9 protein-coding genes, 5 tRNA genes and 5 rRNA genes are annotated in these 19,369 nt (G+C 49.9%); all 19 read right to left on the bottom strand.

The annotated features are described in order from the left end of the window. Positions 1–79: 79 nt before the first annotated feature. The 19 genes from DER53_RS05135 to trpE all read right to left on the bottom strand — a co-directional run bounded on the left by DER53_RS05135 (position 80) and on the right by trpE (position 19,257). A 23S ribosomal RNA gene (locus DER53_RS05135) occupies positions 80–3,014 on the bottom strand. A gap of 427 nt (positions 3,015–3,441) precedes the next feature. After that, a 16S ribosomal RNA gene (locus DER53_RS05130) occupies positions 3,442–4,998 on the bottom strand. A gap of 238 nt (positions 4,999–5,236) precedes the next feature. Further along, positions 5,237–5,309: transfer RNA gene (locus DER53_RS05125), tRNA-Ala, on the bottom strand. Positions 5,310–5,321: 12 nt separating this feature from the next. Further along, positions 5,322–5,395 (bottom strand) — tRNA-Pro (locus DER53_RS05120). Positions 5,396–5,398: 3 nt separating this feature from the next. Continuing rightward, positions 5,399–5,475: transfer RNA gene (locus DER53_RS05115), tRNA-Arg, on the bottom strand. Positions 5,476–5,574: 99 nt separating this feature from the next. Then, positions 5,575–5,647 (bottom strand) — tRNA-Lys (locus DER53_RS05110). A gap of 19 nt (positions 5,648–5,666) precedes the next feature. Next, positions 5,667–5,742: transfer RNA gene (locus DER53_RS05105), tRNA-Val, on the bottom strand. Positions 5,743–5,752: 10 nt separating this feature from the next. Further along, positions 5,753–5,869 (bottom strand): 5S ribosomal RNA (gene rrf / locus DER53_RS05100). Positions 5,870–6,203: 334 nt separating this feature from the next. Beyond that, a 23S ribosomal RNA gene (locus DER53_RS05095) occupies positions 6,204–9,138 on the bottom strand. Between the two features lie 775 nt (positions 9,139–9,913). Further along, positions 9,914–11,470: ribosomal RNA gene (locus DER53_RS05090) — 16S ribosomal RNA — on the bottom strand. The 16S, 23S and 5S rRNA genes sit together here with 5 tRNA genes alongside, the layout of an rRNA operon. A gap of 401 nt (positions 11,471–11,871) precedes the next feature. Further along, the gene (gene lysS / locus DER53_RS05085; RefSeq protein WP_012748852.1) at positions 11,872–13,356 is read right to left on the bottom strand and encodes a lysine--tRNA ligase; all 1,485 of its coding nucleotides are present in this window, start codon (positions 13,354–13,356) and stop codon (positions 11,872–11,874) included. 89 nt (positions 13,357–13,445) lie between these two features. Beyond that, the gene (gene dusB, locus DER53_RS05080) at positions 13,446–14,447 is read right to left on the bottom strand and encodes a tRNA dihydrouridine synthase DusB (protein WP_062677399.1); all 1,002 of its coding nucleotides are present in this window, start codon (positions 14,445–14,447) and stop codon (positions 13,446–13,448) included. A gap of 17 nt (positions 14,448–14,464) precedes the next feature. Further along, a complete protein-coding gene (locus tag DER53_RS05075) occupies positions 14,465–14,686 on the bottom strand; it encodes a helix-turn-helix domain-containing protein (RefSeq protein ID WP_062677400.1) in 222 nt (73 codons plus the stop codon). Continuing rightward, the gene (gene folK / locus DER53_RS05070; protein ID WP_012748850.1) at positions 14,638–15,165 is read right to left on the bottom strand and encodes a 2-amino-4-hydroxy-6-hydroxymethyldihydropteridine diphosphokinase; all 528 of its coding nucleotides are present in this window, start codon (positions 15,163–15,165) and stop codon (positions 14,638–14,640) included. The genes DER53_RS05075 and folK overlap by 49 nt, the downstream gene beginning before the upstream one ends. Then, positions 15,166–15,555, bottom strand: coding sequence for a dihydroneopterin aldolase (folB, locus tag DER53_RS05065; protein ID WP_174525710.1), 390 nt, complete (start codon positions 15,553–15,555; stop codon positions 15,166–15,168). It lies immediately after the preceding gene. Continuing rightward, on the bottom strand, positions 15,518–16,372 hold the full coding sequence (gene folP, locus DER53_RS05060; RefSeq protein ID WP_041269772.1) for a dihydropteroate synthase: 855 nt from the start codon (positions 16,370–16,372) through the stop codon (positions 15,518–15,520). Before folP ends, folB begins: the two co-directional genes overlap by 38 nt. A gap of 3 nt (positions 16,373–16,375) precedes the next feature. Beyond that, complete coding sequence (gene pabC, locus DER53_RS05055; protein ID WP_012748847.1) at positions 16,376–17,248, bottom strand: aminodeoxychorismate lyase; 873 nt, start codon at positions 17,246–17,248, stop codon at positions 16,376–16,378. Between the two features lie 4 nt (positions 17,249–17,252). Beyond that, positions 17,253–17,831, bottom strand: a complete 579-nt coding sequence (pabA, locus tag DER53_RS05050; RefSeq protein WP_062677403.1) for an aminodeoxychorismate/anthranilate synthase component II — start codon at positions 17,829–17,831, stop codon at positions 17,253–17,255. 10 nt (positions 17,832–17,841) lie between these two features. Continuing rightward, positions 17,842–19,257, bottom strand: a complete 1,416-nt coding sequence (gene trpE, locus DER53_RS05045; protein WP_062756164.1) for an anthranilate synthase component I — start codon at positions 19,255–19,257, stop codon at positions 17,842–17,844. Positions 19,258–19,369 lie beyond the last annotated feature (112 nt).

The raw sequence follows: 19,369 nt of genomic DNA, 5'->3' as shown, positions 1-19,369 counted from the left end.
TGAAATTTCATTCCCTCAAAACTAGATAACCGTCCGTTTGGAAGAAGCCGTTTTGCATAGGCGGCCTACGCTTTTCCGCTTGGTTAAGTCCTCGATCGATTAGTATCCGTCAGCTCCACGTGTCGCCACGCTTCCACCTCGGACCTATCGACCTCGTCATCTTCGAGGGATCTTACTCGCTTGACGCGATGGGAAATCTCATCTTGAGGGGGGCTTCACGCTTAGATGCTTTCAGCGCTTATCCCTTCCGCACATAGCTACCCAGCGGTGCCCCTGGCGGGACAACTGGTACACCAGCGGTGCGTCCATCCCGGTCCTCTCGTACTAAGGACAGCTCCTCTCAAATTTCCTGCGCCCGCGACGGATAGGGACCGAACTGTCTCACGACGTTCTGAACCCAGCTCGCGTACCGCTTTAATGGGCGAACAGCCCAACCCTTGGGACCGACTACAGCCCCAGGATGCGATGAGCCGACATCGAGGTGCCAAACCTCCCCGTCGATGTGGACTCTTGGGGGAGATCAGCCTGTTATCCCCGGGGTAGCTTTTATCCGTTGAGCGATGGCCCTTCCATACGGAACCACCGGATCACTAAGCCCGACTTTCGTCCCTGCTCGACCTGTCCGTCTCGCAGTCAAGCTCCCTTGTGCCTTTGCACTCTACGAATGATTTCCAACCATTCTGAGGGAACCTTTGGGCGCCTCCGTTACCTTTTGGGAGGCGACCGCCCCAGTCAAACTGCCCACCTGACACTGTCTCCCACCCCGATAAGGGGTGCGGGTTAGAATTTCAATACCGCCAGGGTGGTATCCCACCGGCGCCTCCACCGAAGCTGGCGCTCCGGCTTCTCAGGCTCCCACCTATCCTGTACAAGCGATACCAAAATTCCATATCAGGCTGCAGTAAAGCTCCACGGGGTCTTTCCGTCCTGTCGCGGGTAACCTGCATCTTCACAGGTAGTATGATTTCACCGGGTCTCTCGTTGAGACAGTGCCCAAGTCGTTACACCTTTCGTGCGGGTCGGAACTTACCCGACAAGGAATTTCGCTACCTTAGGACCGTTATAGTTACGGCCGCCGTTTACTGGGGCTTCGGTTCGCACCTTCAGCCTTGCGGCTTAAGCGCTCCCCTTAACCTTCCAGCACCGGGCAGGTGTCAGCCCCTATACTTCGCCTTTCGGCTTCGCAGAGACCTGTGTTTTTGGTAAACAGTCGCTTGGGCCTTTTCACTGCGGCTCTCTCGGGCTCATCACCCAAGAGAGCACCCCTTCTCCCGAAGTTACGGGGTCATTTTGCCGAGTTCCTTAACGAGAGTTCTCCCGCGCACCTTAGGATTCTCTCCTCGCCTACCTGTGTCGGTTTGCGGTACGGGCACCTCTCACCTCGCTAGAGGCTTTTCTTGGCAGTGTAGGATCGGGGACTTCGGGACCGATGGTCCCTTCGCCATCACGGCTCAGCCTTTGCGCCAGACGGATTTGCCTATCTGGCAGCCTAACCGCTTGGACAGGCTATTCCAGCAGCCTGCTCGCCCTACCTTCCTGCGTCCCCCCATTGCTCAAACGGTGAGGAGGTGGTACAGGAATCTCAACCTGTTGCCCATCACCTACGCCTTTCGGCCTCGGCTTAGGTCCCGACTAACCCTGAGCGGACGAACCTTCCTCAGGAAACCTTAGGCTTTCGGTGCAGAGGATTCTCACCTCTGTTTTCGCTACTCACACCGGCATTCTCACTTCTAAGCGCTCCACGAGTCCTTCCGGTCTCGCTTCGGCGCGCTTAGAACGCTCCCCTACCGATGACCAACGGTCATCCCACAGCTTCGGTGGCACGTTTAGCCCCGGTACATTTTCGGCGCAGAGTCACTCGACCAGTGAGCTATTACGCACTCTTTAAATGATGGCTGCTTCTAAGCCAACATCCTGGTTGTCTGGGCAACTCCACATCCTTTTCCACTTAACGTGCACTTTGGGACCTTAGCTGGTGGTCTGGGCTGTTTCCCTCTCGACCACGGATCTTATCACTCGTAGTCTGACTCCCAAGGATAAGTCGTTGGCATTCGGAGTTTGACTGAGTTCGGTAACCCGATGAGGGCCCCTAGCTCAATCAGTGCTCTACCTCCAAGACTCTTCCCTTGAGGCTAGCCCTAAAGCTATTTCGGGGAGAACCAGCTATCTCCAGGTTCGATTGGCATTTCACCCCTACCCACACCTCATCCCCGCACTTTTCAACGTACGTGGGTTCGGGCCTCCAGTAGGTGTTACCCTACCTTCACCCTGGACATGGGTAGATCACCTGGTTTCGGGTCTACGACGACGTACTTAACGCCCTATTCAGACTCGCTTTCGCTGCGGCTCCGTCTCTTCGACTTAACCTCGCACGTCATCGTAACTCGCCGGTTCATTCTACAAAAGGCACGCCATCACCCATGAACGGGCTCTGACTACTTGTAGGCACACGGTTTCAGGTTCTCTTTCACTCCCCTTCCGGGGTGCTTTTCACCTTTCCCTCACGGTACTGGTTCACTATCGGTCACTAGGGAGTATTTAGCCTTGGGAGATGGTCCTCCCTGCTTCCGACGGGATTCCCCGTGTCCCGCCGTACTCAGGATCCACTCGGGAGGGAACGAAGTTTCGACTACAGGGCTGTCACCTTCTCTGGCGGGCCTTTCCAGACCGCTTCGTCTACCCCGTTCCTTTGTAACTCCCATGTGAGTGGTCCTACAACCCCAAGAGGCAAGCCTCTTGGTTTGGGCTGTTCCCGTTTCGCTCGCCGCTACTCAGGGAATCGCGGTTGCTTTCTTCTCCTCCGGGTACTTAGATGTTTCAGTTCCCCGGGTGTGCCCTCCATACCCTATGGATTCAGGTATGGATACTGCCCCATTACGGGCAGTGGGTTTCCCCATTCGGACATCTCCGGATCAACGCTTGCTTACAGCTCCCCGAAGCGTTTCGGCGTTTGCCCCGTCCTTCATCGGCTCCTAGTGCCAAGGCATCCACCGTGCGCCCTTTCTAACTTAACCATGCGAAAACAGCTTCATGCTTGCCGCCTTCGCTTCTCGGCTTCTTCCAATCGGTTATCTAGTTTTCAAGGAACAACATTTATTTAAAAGAACATATAGCATGTTCCCTCAAAACTGAACAAACCCGAAGCGCCCACTTCCGACTAGCCCATAAGGGCAGCCGCTTCCGCTTTTCGTGCTGTCTAGCTCCAGCGCCTAGCTCTCTTGTGCCAAATAACCTTCCCCCTCGAAGTGCAAGCACTTCTGCGGGTGAAGAACATTTGGCTTCGAGAGCTGATCTCGGCGCTTCCGCTTTTCGTACTGTCTAGCTTCGGCTCCTAGCCCCTCGGGCCGCTTCGGTCTCGCTGCGGCGGCAACAGCCTCCTCGCGAGCCCTCCAGCGCCTGTCGGGGCTAACCAGTCGCCTTCGCTTTTCGTATCATCCTTAGAAAGGAGGTGATCCAGCCGCACCTTCCGGTACGGCTACCTTGTTACGACTTCACCCCAATCACTTGCCCCACCTTCGGCGGCTGGCTCCCTTACGGGTTACCTCACCGACTTCGGGTGTTGCAAGCTCTCGTGGTGTGACGGGCGGTGTGTACAAGGCCCGGGAACGTATTCACCGCGGCATGCTGATCCGCGATTACTAGCGATTCCGGCTTCATGCAGGCGAGTTGCAGCCTGCAATCCGAACTGAGAGCGGCTTTTTGGGATTCGCTCCCCCTCGCGGGTTCGCAGCCCTTTGTACCGCCCATTGTAGCACGTGTGTAGCCCAGGTCATAAGGGGCATGATGATTTGACGTCATCCCCACCTTCCTCCGACTTTTAGCCGGCAGTCCCCCTAGAGTGCCCAACTGAATGCTGGCAACTAGGGGCGAGGGTTGCGCTCGTTGCGGGACTTAACCCAACATCTCACGACACGAGCTGACGACAACCATGCACCACCTGTCACCCTGTCCCCCCGAAGGGGGAACGCCCTGTCTCCAGGGTTGTCAGGGGATGTCAAGACCTGGTAAGGTTCTTCGCGTTGCTTCGAATTAAACCACATGCTCCACCGCTTGTGCGGGCCCCCGTCAATTCCTTTGAGTTTCAGCCTTGCGGCCGTACTCCCCAGGCGGAGTGCTTAACGCGTTAGCTACAGCACTAAAGGGTTTAACCCCTCTAACACTTAGCACTCATCGTTTACGGCGTGGACTACCAGGGTATCTAATCCTGTTTGCTCCCCACGCTTTCGCGCCTCAGCGTCAGTTACAGACCAGAGAGCCGCCTTCGCCACTGGTGTTCCTCCACATCTCTACGCATTTCACCGCTACACGTGGAATTCCGCTCTCCTCTTCTGCACTCAAGTCCCCCAGTTTCCAATGACCCTCCACGGTTGAGCCGTGGGCTTTCACATCAGACTTAAGGGACCGCCTGCGCGCGCTTTACGCCCAATAATTCCGGACAACGCTCGCCCCCTACGTATTACCGCGGCTGCTGGCACGTAGTTAGCCGGGGCTTTCTCGTTAGGTACCGTCACCGTACCGCCCTATTCGAACGGTACTTCTTCTTCCCTAACAACAGAGCTTTACGATCCGAAGACCTTCTTCGCTCACGCGGCGTCGCTCCGTCAGACTTTCGTCCATTGCGGAAGATTCCCTACTGCTGCCTCCCGTAGGAGTCTGGGCCGTGTCTCAGTCCCAGTGTGGCCGGTCACCCTCTCAGGCCGGCTACGCATCGTCGCCTTGGTGAGCCGTTACCTCACCAACTAGCTAATGCGCCGCGGGCCCATCCGTAAGCGGTAGCAAAAGCCACCTTTCAACCAAAGACCATGCGGTCTTTGGTGTTATCCGGTATTAGCCCCGGTTTCCCGGAGTTATCCCGGTCTTACGGGCAGGTTACCCACGTGTTACTCACCCGTCCGCCGCTAACCGAACAGAAGCAAGCTCCCGTTCGGTCCGCTCGACTTGCATGTATTAGGCACGCCGCCAGCGTTCGTCCTGAGCCAGGATCAAACTCTCCAAAAAGAAAGTTGATTGGCTTTAATTCGGCGCCGACACCGAAGGTGTCAAGTCGCCTTCGCTTTTCTTATTGTCCAGCTTCAGCGCCTAGCTCTCTTGTGCCAAATAACCTTCCCCCTCGAAGTGCAAGCACTTCAGCGGGTGAAGAACATTTGGCTTCGAGAGCTGATCGCGGCGCTTCAGCTTTTCTACGTGGACGCTTCGTTTTGTTCAGTTTTCAAAGAACATTAAATTTTTGAATAAGTGGAGCCTATCGGGATCGAACCGATGACCTCCTGCGTGCAAAGCAGGCGCTCTCCCAGCTGAGCTAAGGCCCCATATTTTCTAAATCGGGAAGACAGGATTCGAACCTGCGACCCCATGGTCCCAAACCATGTGCTCTACCAAGCTGAGCTACTTCCCGTAATGGCGCGCTCGAGAGGATTCGAACCCCTAACCTTCTGATCCGTAGTCAGATGCTCTATCCAATTGAGCTACGAGCGCATATGCCGAGGGCCGGACTCGAACCGGCACGGTAGTTACCTACCCCAGGATTTTAAGTCCTGTGCGTCTGCCAATTCCGCCACACCCGCGGTCAAAGAGTGAGCCATGGAGGATTCGAACCTCCGACCCTCTGATTAAAAGTCAGATGCTCTACCTACTGAGCTAATGGCTCATCATTCTGTAATAAGTAATGGTGGAGGATGACGGGATCGAACCGCCGACCCCTTGCTTGTAAGGCAAGTGCTCTCCCAGCTGAGCTAATCCTCCATAATAAACTGCCTAGCAACGACCTACTCTTGCAGGGGCGCTGGCCCCAACTACCATCGGCGCTGGAGAGCTTAACTTCCGTGTTCGGGATGGGAACGGGTGTTTCCTCTCCGCTATTGTCACTAGGCAAGTAATGGACAAGTTCCATTATAGTTCAATCATTGACATTGTCAAGGGAAATTTCATTCCCTCAAAACTAGATAACCGTCCGTTTGGAAGAAGCCGTCTTGCATAGGCGGCTTCCGCTTTTCCGTTGTCTAGCTCCTAGCGTCCTCCGCTTTTCGCTTTGTCCAGCTCTGGCTCGCAGCGTGTCAGCTACTTAAATAAGCATCTTCGCTGACATGCGCCGAGTAATCGCAGGCGCAACTTGCGGAAAATAACCTTCCTCCGTCGACATGCAAGCATGTCTCGTCGGAAGAACATTTTCCTTTTGGCGCTAAGCGCTCGCCTCCGCTTTTCGCTTGGTTAAGTCCTCGATCGATTAGTATCCGTCAGCTCCACGTGTCGCCACGCTTCCACCTCGGACCTATCGACCTCGTCATCTTCGAGGGATCTTACTCGCTTGACGCGATGGGAAATCTCATCTTGAGGGGGGCTTCACGCTTAGATGCTTTCAGCGCTTATCCCTTCCGCACATAGCTACCCAGCGGTGCCCCTGGCGGGACAACTGGTACACCAGCGGTGCGTCCATCCCGGTCCTCTCGTACTAAGGACAGCTCCTCTCAAATTTCCTGCGCCCGCGACGGATAGGGACCGAACTGTCTCACGACGTTCTGAACCCAGCTCGCGTACCGCTTTAATGGGCGAACAGCCCAACCCTTGGGACCGACTACAGCCCCAGGATGCGATGAGCCGACATCGAGGTGCCAAACCTCCCCGTCGATGTGGACTCTTGGGGGAGATCAGCCTGTTATCCCCGGGGTAGCTTTTATCCGTTGAGCGATGGCCCTTCCATACGGAACCACCGGATCACTAAGCCCGACTTTCGTCCCTGCTCGACCTGTCCGTCTCGCAGTCAAGCTCCCTTGTGCCTTTGCACTCTACGAATGATTTCCAACCATTCTGAGGGAACCTTTGGGCGCCTCCGTTACCTTTTGGGAGGCGACCGCCCCAGTCAAACTGCCCACCTGACACTGTCTCCCACCCCGATAAGGGGTGCGGGTTAGAATTTCAATACCGCCAGGGTGGTATCCCACCGGCGCCTCCACCGAAGCTGGCGCTCCGGCTTCTCAGGCTCCCACCTATCCTGTACAAGCGATACCAAAATTCCATATCAGGCTGCAGTAAAGCTCCACGGGGTCTTTCCGTCCTGTCGCGGGTAACCTGCATCTTCACAGGTAGTATGATTTCACCGGGTCTCTCGTTGAGACAGTGCCCAAGTCGTTACACCTTTCGTGCGGGTCGGAACTTACCCGACAAGGAATTTCGCTACCTTAGGACCGTTATAGTTACGGCCGCCGTTTACTGGGGCTTCGGTTCGCACCTTCAGCCTTGCGGCTTAAGCGCTCCCCTTAACCTTCCAGCACCGGGCAGGTGTCAGCCCCTATACTTCGCCTTTCGGCTTCGCAGAGACCTGTGTTTTTGGTAAACAGTCGCTTGGGCCTTTTCACTGCGGCTCTCTCGGGCTCATCACCCAAGAGAGCACCCCTTCTCCCGAAGTTACGGGGTCATTTTGCCGAGTTCCTTAACGAGAGTTCTCCCGCGCACCTTAGGATTCTCTCCTCGCCTACCTGTGTCGGTTTGCGGTACGGGCACCTCTCACCTCGCTAGAGGCTTTTCTTGGCAGTGTAGGATCGGGGACTTCGGGACCGATGGTCCTTTCGCCATCACGGCTCAGCCTTTGCGCCAGACGGATTTGCCTATCTGGCAGCCTAACCGCTTGGACAGGCTATTCCAGCAGCCTGCTCGCCCTACCTTCCTGCGTCCCCCCATTGCTCAAACGGTGAGGAGGTGGTACAGGAATCTCAACCTGTTGCCCATCACCTACGCCTTTCGGCCTCGGCTTAGGTCCCGACTAACCCTGAGCGGACGAACCTTCCTCAGGAAACCTTAGGCTTTCGGTGCAGAGGATTCTCACCTCTGTTTTCGCTACTCACACCGGCATTCTCACTTCTAAGCGCTCCACGAGTCCTTCCGGTCTCGCTTCGGCGCGCTTAGAACGCTCCCCTACCGATGACCAACGGTCATCCCACAGCTTCGGTGGCACGTTTAGCCCCGGTACATTTTCGGCGCAGAGTCACTCGACCAGTGAGCTATTACGCACTCTTTAAATGATGGCTGCTTCTAAGCCAACATCCTGGTTGTCTGGGCAACTCCACATCCTTTTCCACTTAACGTGCACTTTGGGACCTTAGCTGGTGGTCTGGGCTGTTTCCCTCTCGACCACGGATCTTATCACTCGTAGTCTGACTCCCAAGGATAAGTCGTTGGCATTCGGAGTTTGACTGAGTTCGGTAACCCGATGAGGGCCCCTAGCTCAATCAGTGCTCTACCTCCAAGACTCTTCCCTTGAGGCTAGCCCTAAAGCTATTTCGGGGAGAACCAGCTATCTCCAGGTTCGATTGGCATTTCACCCCTACCCACACCTCATCCCCGCACTTTTCAACGTACGTGGGTTCGGGCCTCCAGTAGGTGTTACCCTACCTTCACCCTGGACATGGGTAGATCACCTGGTTTCGGGTCTACGACGACGTACTTAACGCCCTATTCAGACTCGCTTTCGCTGCGGCTCCGTCTCTTCGACTTAACCTCGCACGTCATCGTAACTCGCCGGTTCATTCTACAAAAGGCACGCCATCACCCATGAACGGGCTCTGACTACTTGTAGGCACACGGTTTCAGGTTCTCTTTCACTCCCCTTCCGGGGTGCTTTTCACCTTTCCCTCACGGTACTGGTTCACTATCGGTCACTAGGGAGTATTTAGCCTTGGGAGATGGTCCTCCCTGCTTCCGACGGGATTCCCCGTGTCCCGCCGTACTCAGGATCCACTCGGGAGGGAACGAAGTTTCGACTACAGGGCTGTCACCTTCTCTGGCGGGCCTTTCCAGACCGCTTCGTCTACCCCGTTCCTTTGTAACTCCCATGTGAGTGGTCCTACAACCCCAAGAGGCAAGCCTCTTGGTTTGGGCTGTTCCCGTTTCGCTCGCCGCTACTCAGGGAATCGCGGTTGCTTTCTTCTCCTCCGGGTACTTAGATGTTTCAGTTCCCCGGGTGTGCCCTCCATACCCTATGGATTCAGGTATGGATACTGCCCCATTACGGGCAGTGGGTTTCCCCATTCGGACATCTCCGGATCAACGCTTGCTTACAGCTCCCCGAAGCGTTTCGGCGTTTGCCCCGTCCTTCATCGGCTCCTAGTGCCAAGGCATCCACCGTGCGCCCTTTCTAACTTAACCATGCGAAAACAGCTTCATGCTTGCCGCCTTCGCTTCTCGGCTTCTTCCACTGTCTAGCTTCGGCGCCTAGCTCTCTTGTGCCAAATAACCTTCCCCCTCGAAGTGCAAGCACTTCTGCAGGTGAAGAACATTTGGCTTCGAGAGCTAACCGCGGCGCCTCCGCTTTTCTTCTCGGTTATCTAGTTTTCAAGGAACGAAGCTACTACTTTGAGTTCGCTTCTCTGCAGCTTTGTGCCGAGGAACCTAACTCCCTCGAACCTGCTTGTAGACGCAGGCACAAGACTGCTTCTGACACAAAGCCTCTGTTTTGAAAGAACATTAAACATGTTCCCTCAAAACTGAACAAGGCTACTGCCTTGAATCAACTTCTCTGCTGCCTTGTGTCGAGGAATCCTGCTTCCTCGAATTCACTAGCAGACGCAGACACAAAACACTTGAAGGAGTGAAATGCTCCCTCAAAACTGAACAAACCCGAAGCGTCCACTTCCGACTAGCCCATAAGGGCAGCCGCTTCCGCTTTTCGTACTGTCTAGCTCCAGCGCCTAGCTCTCTTGTGCCAAATAACCTTCCCCCTCGAAGTGCAAGCACTTCTGCGGGTGAAGAACATTTGGCTTCGAGAGCTGATCGCGGCGCTTCCGCTTTTCGTACTGTCTAGCTTCGGCTCCTAGCCCCTCGGGCCGCTTCGGTCTCGCTGCGGCGGCAACAGCCTCCTCGCGAGCCCCCCCAGCGCCTGTCGGGGCTAACCAGTCGCCTTCGCTTTTCGCATCATCCTTAGAAAGGAGGTGATCCAGCCGCACCTTCCGGTACGGCTACCTTGTTACGACTTCACCCCAATCACTTGCCCCACCTTCGGCGGCTGGCTCCCTTACGGGTTACCTCACCGACTTCGGGTGTTGCAAGCTCTCGTGGTGTGACGGGCGGTGTGTACAAGGCCCGGGAACGTATTCACCGCGGCATGCTGATCCGCGATTACTAGCGATTCCGGCTTCATGCAGGCGAGTTGCAGCCTGCAATCCGAACTGAGAGCGGCTTTTTGGGATTCGCTCCCCCTCGCGGGTTCGCAGCCCTTTGTACCGCCCATTGTAGCACGTGTGTAGCCCAGGTCATAAGGGGCATGATGATTTGACGTCATCCCCACCTTCCTCCGACTTTTAGCCGGCAGTCCCCCTAGAGTGCCCAACTGAATGCTGGCAACTAGGGGCGAGGGTTGCGCTCGTTGCGGGACTTAACCCAACATCTCACGACACGAGCTGACGACAACCATGCACCACCTGTCACCCTGTCCCCCCGAAGGGGGAACGCCCTGTCTCCAGGGTTGTCAGGGGATGTCAAGACCTGGTAAGGTTCTTCGCGTTGCTTCGAATTAAACCACATGCTCCACCGCTTGTGCGGGCCCCCGTCAATTCCTTTGAGTTTCAGCCTTGCGGCCGTACTCCCCAGGCGGAGTGCTTAACGCGTTAGCTACAGCACTAAAGGGTTTAACCCCTCTAACACTTAGCACTCATCGTTTACGGCGTGGACTACCAGGGTATCTAATCCTGTTTGCTCCCCACGCTTTCGCGCCTCAGCGTCAGTTACAGACCAGAGAGCCGCCTTCGCCACTGGTGTTCCTCCACATCTCTACGCATTTCACCGCTACACGTGGAATTCCGCTCTCCTCTTCTGCACTCAAGTCCCCCAGTTTCCAATGACCCTCCACGGTTGAGCCGTGGGCTTTCACATCAGACTTAAGGGACCGCCTGCGCGCGCTTTACGCCCAATAATTCCGGACAACGCTCGCCCCCTACGTATTACCGCGGCTGCTGGCACGTAGTTAGCCGGGGCTTTCTCGTTAGGTACCGTCACCGTACCGCCCTATTCGAACGGTACTTCTTCTTCCCTAACAACAGAGCTTTACGATCCGAAGACCTTCTTCGCTCACGCGGCGTCGCTCCGTCAGACTTTCGTCCATTGCGGAAGATTCCCTACTGCTGCCTCCCGTAGGAGTCTGGGCCGTGTCTCAGTCCCAGTGTGGCCGGTCACCCTCTCAGGCCGGCTACGCATCGTCGCCTTGGTGAGCCGTTACCTCACCAACTAGCTAATGCGCCGCGGGCCCATCCGTAAGCGGTAGCAAAAGCCACCTTTCAACCAAAGACCATGCGGTCTTTGGTGTTATCCGGTATTAGCCCCGGTTTCCCGGAGTTATCCCGGTCTTACGGGCAGGTTACCCACGTGTTACTCACCCGTCCGCCGCTAACCGAACAGAAGCAAGCTTCCGTTCGGTCCGCTCGACTTGCATGTATTAGGCACGCCGCCAGCGTTCGTCCTGAGCCAGGATCAAACTCTCCAAAAAGAAAGTTGATTGGCTTATTTAATTCGCCACTGACACCGAAGGTGTCAAGTCGCCTTCGCTTTTCGTATTGTCTAGCTTCGGCTCCTAGCCCCTCGGGCCGCTTCGGTCTCGCTGTGGCGGCAACAGCCTCCTCGCGAGCCCTCCAGCGCCTGCCGGGGCTAATCAGTCGCCTTCGCTTTTCGTTGTGGACGCTTCGTTTTGTTCAGTTTTCAAAGAACATTCTTTTTTAAAACGACCTTGTTAATATATCATTTTAAAATTTTATTGTCAATCACTTTTTGTTTTATTCGTTTTTCAAAAGCGACGTTTATTAATATATCAATTATAAATATAAAAGTCAACTACTTTTTTAAAAATCTTATGTCCCCTATGATTCTTTTGATCATAGGGGACATGATATCTTATTTATTACGCATTTGCGGGAATAACAATACGTCACGAATAGACGGTGAATTTGTTAATAGCATAACAAGTCGATCAACACCAATACCTAAACCGCCTGTTGGTGGCATTCCATATTCAAGCGCTTCAATGAAGTCCTCGTCCATCTCGTGCGCTTCGTCATTTCCTTGCTCTCGCTCTTTCAGCTGTGCCTCAAAGCGCTCACGTTGGTCAATCGGATCATTTAACTCAGTAAATGCATTCGCGTGTTCACGACCAACGATAAACAATTCAAAGCGATCTGTGAAGCGCGGATCGTCTGGATTTTTCTTCGCTAACGGCGAGATTTCTACCGGGTGTCCGTAAATAAACGTCGGTTGAATGAGCTTGTCCTCTACTTTTTGCTCAAAAAACTCATTAACAATGTGACCAAACGTCATGTGCGGCGCTATTTCAACACCATGCTCTTTTGCCAATTCTCTAGCCTCTTCATCGCTCATTTGTTTCCAAAAATCGACACCTACGTATTCCTTAATCGCATCTACCATATGAAGTCGTTTCCACTCAGGAGTTAAATCAACCGTATGCTCTCCATATTGGATTTTTGTCGTTCCTAATACCTCTTGCGCGATATGAGCAATTAAATTTTCTGTCAATTTCATAATATCGCGGAAATCTGCATATGCTTCATATAGCTCAAGCATCGTAAATTCCGGATTATGTCGAGTAGAAATCCCTTCATTACGGAACACGCGCCCAATTTCATATACCTTTTCTAATCCGCCGACAATTAAACGTTTCAAATGAAGCTCGATCGCAATCCGCATATATAATGGCATATCCAACGCATTATGGTGAGTGATAAATGGACGAGCTGCTGCTCCTCCGGCAATGGAATGCATCATCGGTGTTTCTACTTCTAAATAGCCGTGGCTGTCCAAGTAGCGGCGCATCGCTTGAATAATTCGGCTGCGAGTGATAAACGTATTTTTGCTCTCCGGATTCATAATTAAATCTAAGTACCGTTGACGATAGCGTTGTTCAATATCTTTTAGTCCATGGTATTTCTCTGGAAGTGGACGCAATGCTTTCGTTAAAAACTCATAAGAAGATACTTTAATGGACAGCTCTCCTACTTTTGTTTTAAATACTGTTCCATAAACACCGATAATATCTCCTAAGTCAGAAGTTTTGAAAAGCTCGTATTGCTCCTCACCAACTGTATCTTCACGAACGTAAATTTGAATTTGCCCCGTAACATCTTGAATATGGGCAAACCCAGCTTTACCTTTGCCGCGTTTTGTCATAATACGTCCGGCGACGGCAACTTTTATTTGTTTCTCTTCTAGCTCTTCTTTGGATAAATCCCCATATAAATCAAATAACTCTTTTGCTTTATGTGTGCGCTCAAACCGTTTTCCAAACGGATCAATTCCCATTTCTCTCAATTTATTTAATTTTTCCCTACGGACTAGTAATTGATCGTTTAATTCTTCATGACTCATATGGCCTTCACTCCATTTAAAAAAGTTTTTATGAAAAATACTGCCAGCAACGGCTGGCAGTGAATAACCGCAATCTTTTATTGATCCATTTACACAGCCTGTGCATTCGCCTGTTCTTTGCTTTCTACTTCTTCGGCAAAGTTAAGTAAAAGGGTGGCAAGCTGTTCACGAGTGTCACATTCATTAATGGCATTGCGAATTTTTGCGTTACCGCGCACCCCTTTTAAATACCATGCCGCATGTTTCCGCATTTCTTTTACTGCAATATGCTCGCCTTTTAATGCAATGAGGCGATCTAAATGTAAAAGACATACTTCTATTTTTTCTCTTACCGTTGGTTCCGGGATTAATTCCCCTGTTTCTAAATAACGGACTGTGCGGTAAATCATCCATGGGTTTCCAAGTGCAGCGCGTCCGATCATCACGCCGTCCACGCCTGTTTCTTCAAGCATCCGCTTTGCATCTTGCGGTGTTTTTACATCCCCGTTTCCAATGACAGGAATATTCACTGCTTCTTTTACTTGTTTAATGATATTCCAATCTGCTTTTCCTTCGTACATCTGTACTCTCGTTCTTCCGTGAACCGCTACTGCCTTACCGCCAGCGCGTTCTACAGCTTGCGCGTTTTCTACTGCGTAAATATGATTTTCGTCCCAACCGATTCGCATTTTTACTGTCACAGGTTTTTCCACTGCATCTACAATGGCGGCAACTACATCATAAATCTTATTTGGATCTAAAAGCCATTTCGCACCCGCATCGCATTTCGTGACTTTTGGGACAGGACATCCCATATTAATATCGATGATATCCGCATTCGTATGTTTATCGACAAATTTTGCGGCTTCTACAAGCGTTTCCTTTTCTCCGCCAAAAATTTGCAAACTTAATGGTTTTTCCCGTTCATCAATATATAACATGCCTAGCGTTTTTTCGTTATTGTACACGATCCCTTTATCACTTACCATTTCCGCACAAACAAGCCCTGCCCCAAACTCTTTTACCGTGAGACGGAATGCCGAATTGCACACACCGGCCATTGGAGCAAGAACAACACGATTTTTAATTTCTACATCTCCGATTTTAAACATCGGTTTACCCTCCTTTCTTATTCCCTAGGCTCTGAACGTGGCGGTGCAAGCTCTTCTACAGATATATTTAACCGTTCGGCAATTTTCTCTATTAATTGCTCCGACGGTAAGCGATTTCCACGCTCAACTTCTCCTAAAATGGACACAGATACCCCCAGATCTTTTGCCAATTTTTCCTGTGTATATCCTTTCAGCTTTCGAAAAGCGCGAATACGTCTTCCCCATTTTTCTGCTTCCATACACGAACTCCTTCTTTGTCAGGTAGTCGATCTATGAGGCACGCTAAACGTTCAGAAATATTTGGAAAATGGATATCGTGATTTAATTCCAATAACGGAATCATAACAAACGCCCGCTCTGTCATACGCGGATGAGGAATGATAAGTTGTTCTGTTTCAATATTTTCATGATTATATAATAAAATGTCAAGGTCTAACGTTCGTGGTCCCCACCGTATTTCCCTTTTTCTCCCAAGTTTTTGTTCGATATTTTGCGTGACGTCTAGCAATGCAAAAGGAGAAAGAGTTGTATAAATTTTTATAACCATATTTAAAAACTTATCTTGATTCACATAACCGACCGGTTCCGTCTCATAAATAGATGAAGCAGCAGTGACGGAAATTTGTTCATGTCTATCCAACATTTTGACAGCTTCCCGCAAGTAATATAGGCGATCACCGATATTAGAGCCAAGAGCAATATACGCATAATTTTCCATCTAACGACCCCTTACAATTTCTACTGCTACAGATTCATAATGACCTTGAATGGGTGGATTTGGTTTTGTCACTTTAATCGTACAACGAGCAACGGTTGGAAAAGAAGATAAAATTTGCTCCGCAATCGTCTCTGCTACTGCTTCGATTAACGAAAATCTCCTTTTCTCGACAACATTTCGGCAAATATCATACACTTCCGCATAATTAATGGTATCATCTAATCGATCGCTTTTTCCAGCCTTTTGTAAATCCGTTTCGAGAATGACATCTACAATAAAGCGCTGTCCAAGCACATTTTCTTCGGGAAGGACGCCGTGATATCCATAAAACTCCATCCGATGAAGATAAATTTTATCGATCGCTCTCCACTCCTTTTCCAAGCATTGCATCCATCATTTTCGCCATTCGCGCAATCGGCAATACATCATGAACACGGACGATGTGAGCTCCCTTTACGATTCCGAGACATACGGTCGCTCCTGTTCCTTCGACTCGTTCATTAACCGGTAAATCAAGAACATGGCCGATAAATCGTTTCCGTGATGTTCCCAATAGCAGCGGGTATCCCAGTTTGGCAAATTCATCTAAACGCCGCATGACTTCTAAGTTATGTTCCAATGTTTTCGCAAATCCAATACCTGGATCTAAAATAATGTTTTCGTCTCTCACCCCTGCGCGTTTTGCGATTGCAACACTTTCCATTAAATCAGAAATCATGTCGGAAATTAAATCACGATATTGAAGATCATGACGGTTGTGCATTAAAATAATCGGAACATCGTAAAAAGCGGCAACTTCTGCCATCTTTGCATCCGCTTTTGCTCCCCATACATCGTTAATAATATGTGCTCCCGCTTCGATCGCTTGCTTTGCAACTTCAGCTTTATACGTATCAATGGAAATAGGAACATCGATTTCTTGAGCGACTGCTTTCACCACAGGAATGACACGCCGCAATTCTTCTTCAAGCGATACCTTTTCTGCACCAGGGCGGGTCGATTCCCCCCCAATATCAATAATATCTGCCCCATCGGCAACAAGACGTTTTGCATGCTCTACGGCACGATCGATATCATAAAACCGTCCGCCGTCAGAAAAAGAGTCTGGCGTTACATTGACAATGCCCATGATCATGGTCTTTTTCCGTAAATCTAACTCGTAATCCCCGCAGCGAAGTACAAAAGAAGCTGCATTTGTTGTACCCATCATTCATTCAATCCTTTCTGCCAACTCATGTCTTGTCCATAAAAATGGTGTGAAGCGCTTGTAATACCTTTGCAAAAATGAAGTAACAATCCCATCAGCACCTGGATAAGTACGACCATTCATTTGATAAATAGGGACGATTTCCTGAATGGAATTGGTCACAAATATTTCATCCGCTTGTTGCAGATGGTCAAGTGTATAAAAACCTTCCTCATATTCAATGTTTAGCACGTTCAACATCGCAATCACAAATTGTCTTGTTACTCCATTTAAAATTCCTGTATGAATCGCCGGAGTGTATACCGTTTTATTTTTTACCCAAAAAATATTGGAGACAATTCCCTCAGCAACATACCCTTGTTCATTCAAAAAAATGCCTTCCACATCGGTACGGCTGCCGATTTCCCGTTTGCCTATAATATTATTCAAATAATGATGCGATTTTAAGCGTTCTTTTCCCTCCGGGGTGTTTCGTTTTGTTTTTAGAACTGTTGCGATTTTGCCTTTTGCAAATGACGGAGGTGAAAAAGGCTTCATATACATAATGATCGTCGGTTCATCATACTCACTCGTTTGCAAACCAATATCCCCGATGCCTGCCGAAATATTGAAACGAACGTAAGCATTTCGCAAACCATTTGCTTCTAACAGACGACGAAGTATCTCCATGACTTCACCGCGAGTAAAGGATTTGACAATATTCATCTCTTGTAAGCTATGATTTAACCGTTCCAAATGGTCGTCTAGCAAAAACGGATGCCCATCATATGTACGAAACGTTTCAAATACACCAAGACCATACAAAAAACCGTGGTCAAACGGCGAAATACGCGCTTCGTCTTTATGAACGACATCTCCATTGATATATACATACATACTGTTATCGAACCCTTTTATATGTTTGAATAAAGTTTTCCAACAGCTTCATCCCGTGACTCGTCATAATCGATTCCGGATGAAACTGAACCCCTTCAACTGGCAATGTTTTATGGCGAATCGCCATAATTTCGTTTTCTTCTGTCCAAGCGGAAATTTCAAAACAATCTGGCAATGTTTCTTTTTCAACAATAAGAGAATGATAACGAGTGGCCGTAAACGGGCTAGGAATATTGGCGAAAATGGTTCTTCCATCATGGAAAATTGGCGACGTTTTACCGTGCATTAAACGGTCAGCACGAATGACTTTTCCCCCAAATACTTGAGCAATCGCTTGATGCCCAAGGCAAACTCCAAAAATCGGAATTTTCCCTGCAAAGTATTCGATGGCTTCCATGCTGATGCCCGCCTCATTAGGAGTGCAAGGACCAGGCGAAATCATAAGAAAATCAGGGCTTAGTGTCTCTATCTCCTTAATCGTAATCTCATCATTTCGTTTTACGATTAATTCTTCCCCTAACACACCTAGATATTGCACTAAGTTGTATGTAAAAGAATCGTAATTATCAACCATTAAAATCATCGATCTCACCTCATGCTCTCAATAGTTTCTCTGCTTCGCTCAGCTCTTTTGCTTTCCAAAGGGCTGCCGCCTTTTTCAAACATTCCTGATATTCATGTTCAGGGTGGGAATCCATAACAATTCCAGCTCCCGCTTGCACATGAGCTATTCCGTCTTTAGCAATCATCGTGCGAATCGCAATATTGAATTCCATATCCCCATCGAAGCTAATCCACCCGATGGAACCAGTATATACACCACGACGTATCGGCTCCAACTCTTCGATAATTTCCATTGTCCGTACTTTTGGAGCACCAGTAATCGTACCGCCAGGAAACATTGCTTGTATAATATCAAATACATCTTTTCCTTGCTGCAATTTTCCCGACACATGGGACACAATATGCATAACGTGGGAATAACGTTCGATTGTCATCCATTCGTCTACTTTTACTGTACCATATTGGCATACACGTCCTAAATCGTTGCGCTCTAAATCGACGAGCATCGCATGTTCTGCTATTTCTTTTTCGTTAGAAAGCAGCTTTTTTGCCAGCTGTTTGTCTTCTTCTTTTGTTTTCCCGCGCGAACGTGTTCCAGCAATCGGCCTTGTGCTAATGTCGCTTCCCCGCTTCTTGACAAGCAATTCAGGCGAACCGCTGACGATTTGAAACTCTGGAAAATGAATATATGCCATGTATGGAGACGGATTAATGATGCGCAGCTGCTCATAAATATGAAATGGATGCACTAGTAGCGGTTTTGATTGCCGCACGGATAAATTCACTTGAAATACATCTCCCTGGGCAATATATTGCTGTACTTTTTTGACCGCTTCGACAAATTCTTCTTTTGTCATCGAAACCGATGGGCTGGCGTCTTCTTTTTGGAATGCCCATTCGATATCCTCTTTCCTTTCTTCCAACCAACATGACTCATAAAAGGAAAGTCGCCGCTCCGCTTCTAATTCTTCTCCATCCCCATAATGAGTAATCATATGCAGCAGCTGCTTTTGATGATCATATACAAATACATCATCAAAAATTAAAAAATACATATGTGGAAGCTGTAAATCATCTTTCGCATATGAAGGAATTTTTTCAATATACCGTGCGCAGTCATAGCTTATATAACCAATCGCTCCACCTTGAAAGGGCAGTTCACTTTCCGAAGGAAGAAGCGGGAACTGTCCGAACCATTGTTTGAGCGACAATAGCGGATTTCCTTCATAACACTTCTTTTCATCACGATAAGAGATGAATAACTGATTTTCTTTTGTTTGGATGATACCCGCAGGAGTTAAACCAATAATACTATATCGTCCGCCCTGACCGCTTTCTAGCAGAGCATGATACGGCTCACCAGCGGCAAGCATCTTATATTGCCGAAACCAATCATGTTTCGAATAAGGAATCGTTCGCCTCTTTCTATTTCTCCATTTCCGCACAGCGATATCACTCCCTTTATTAGCCATGCATATTCTTATTGTACAATGAGTCGCGGAACATATCATTACAAAAAAATTTCGACAGGGGTCCTCCCCTGTCGAAATAGGATGC

It is taken from the genome of Parageobacillus toebii NBRC 107807 (genome assembly GCF_003688615.2).
Taxonomy (GTDB): Bacteria; Bacillota; Bacilli; order Bacillales; family Anoxybacillaceae; genus Parageobacillus_B; species Parageobacillus_B toebii.
Note: the sequence above shows the minus strand (reverse complement) of the source record. Positions and strands in the feature narration are given on the sequence as shown.

What these genes read in the sequence shown, in the direction of transcription:
- lysS (WP_012748852.1), bottom strand. Translation starts at nt 13,356, where the DNA reads ATGAGTCATGAAGAATTAAACGATCAATTACTAGTCCGTAGGGAAAAA.
- dusB (WP_062677399.1), bottom strand. Translation starts at nt 14,447, where the DNA reads ATGTTTAAAATCGGAGATGTAGAAATTAAAAATCGTGTTGTTCTTGCT.
- DER53_RS05075 (WP_062677400.1), bottom strand. Translation starts at nt 14,686, where the DNA reads ATGGAAGCAGAAAAATGGGGAAGACGTATTCGCGCTTTTCGAAAGCTG.
- folK (WP_012748850.1), bottom strand. Translation starts at nt 15,165, where the DNA reads ATGGAAAATTATGCGTATATTGCTCTTGGCTCTAATATCGGTGATCGC.
- folB (WP_174525710.1), bottom strand. Translation starts at nt 15,555, where the DNA reads ATGCAATGCTTGGAAAAGGAGTGGAGAGCGATCGATAAAATTTATCTT.
- folP (WP_041269772.1), bottom strand. Translation starts at nt 16,372, where the DNA reads ATGGGTACAACAAATGCAGCTTCTTTTGTACTTCGCTGCGGGGATTAC.
- pabC (WP_012748847.1), bottom strand. Translation starts at nt 17,248, where the DNA reads ATGTATGTATATATCAATGGAGATGTCGTTCATAAAGACGAAGCGCGT.
- pabA (WP_062677403.1), bottom strand. Translation starts at nt 17,831, where the DNA reads ATGATTTTAATGGTTGATAATTACGATTCTTTTACATACAACTTAGTG.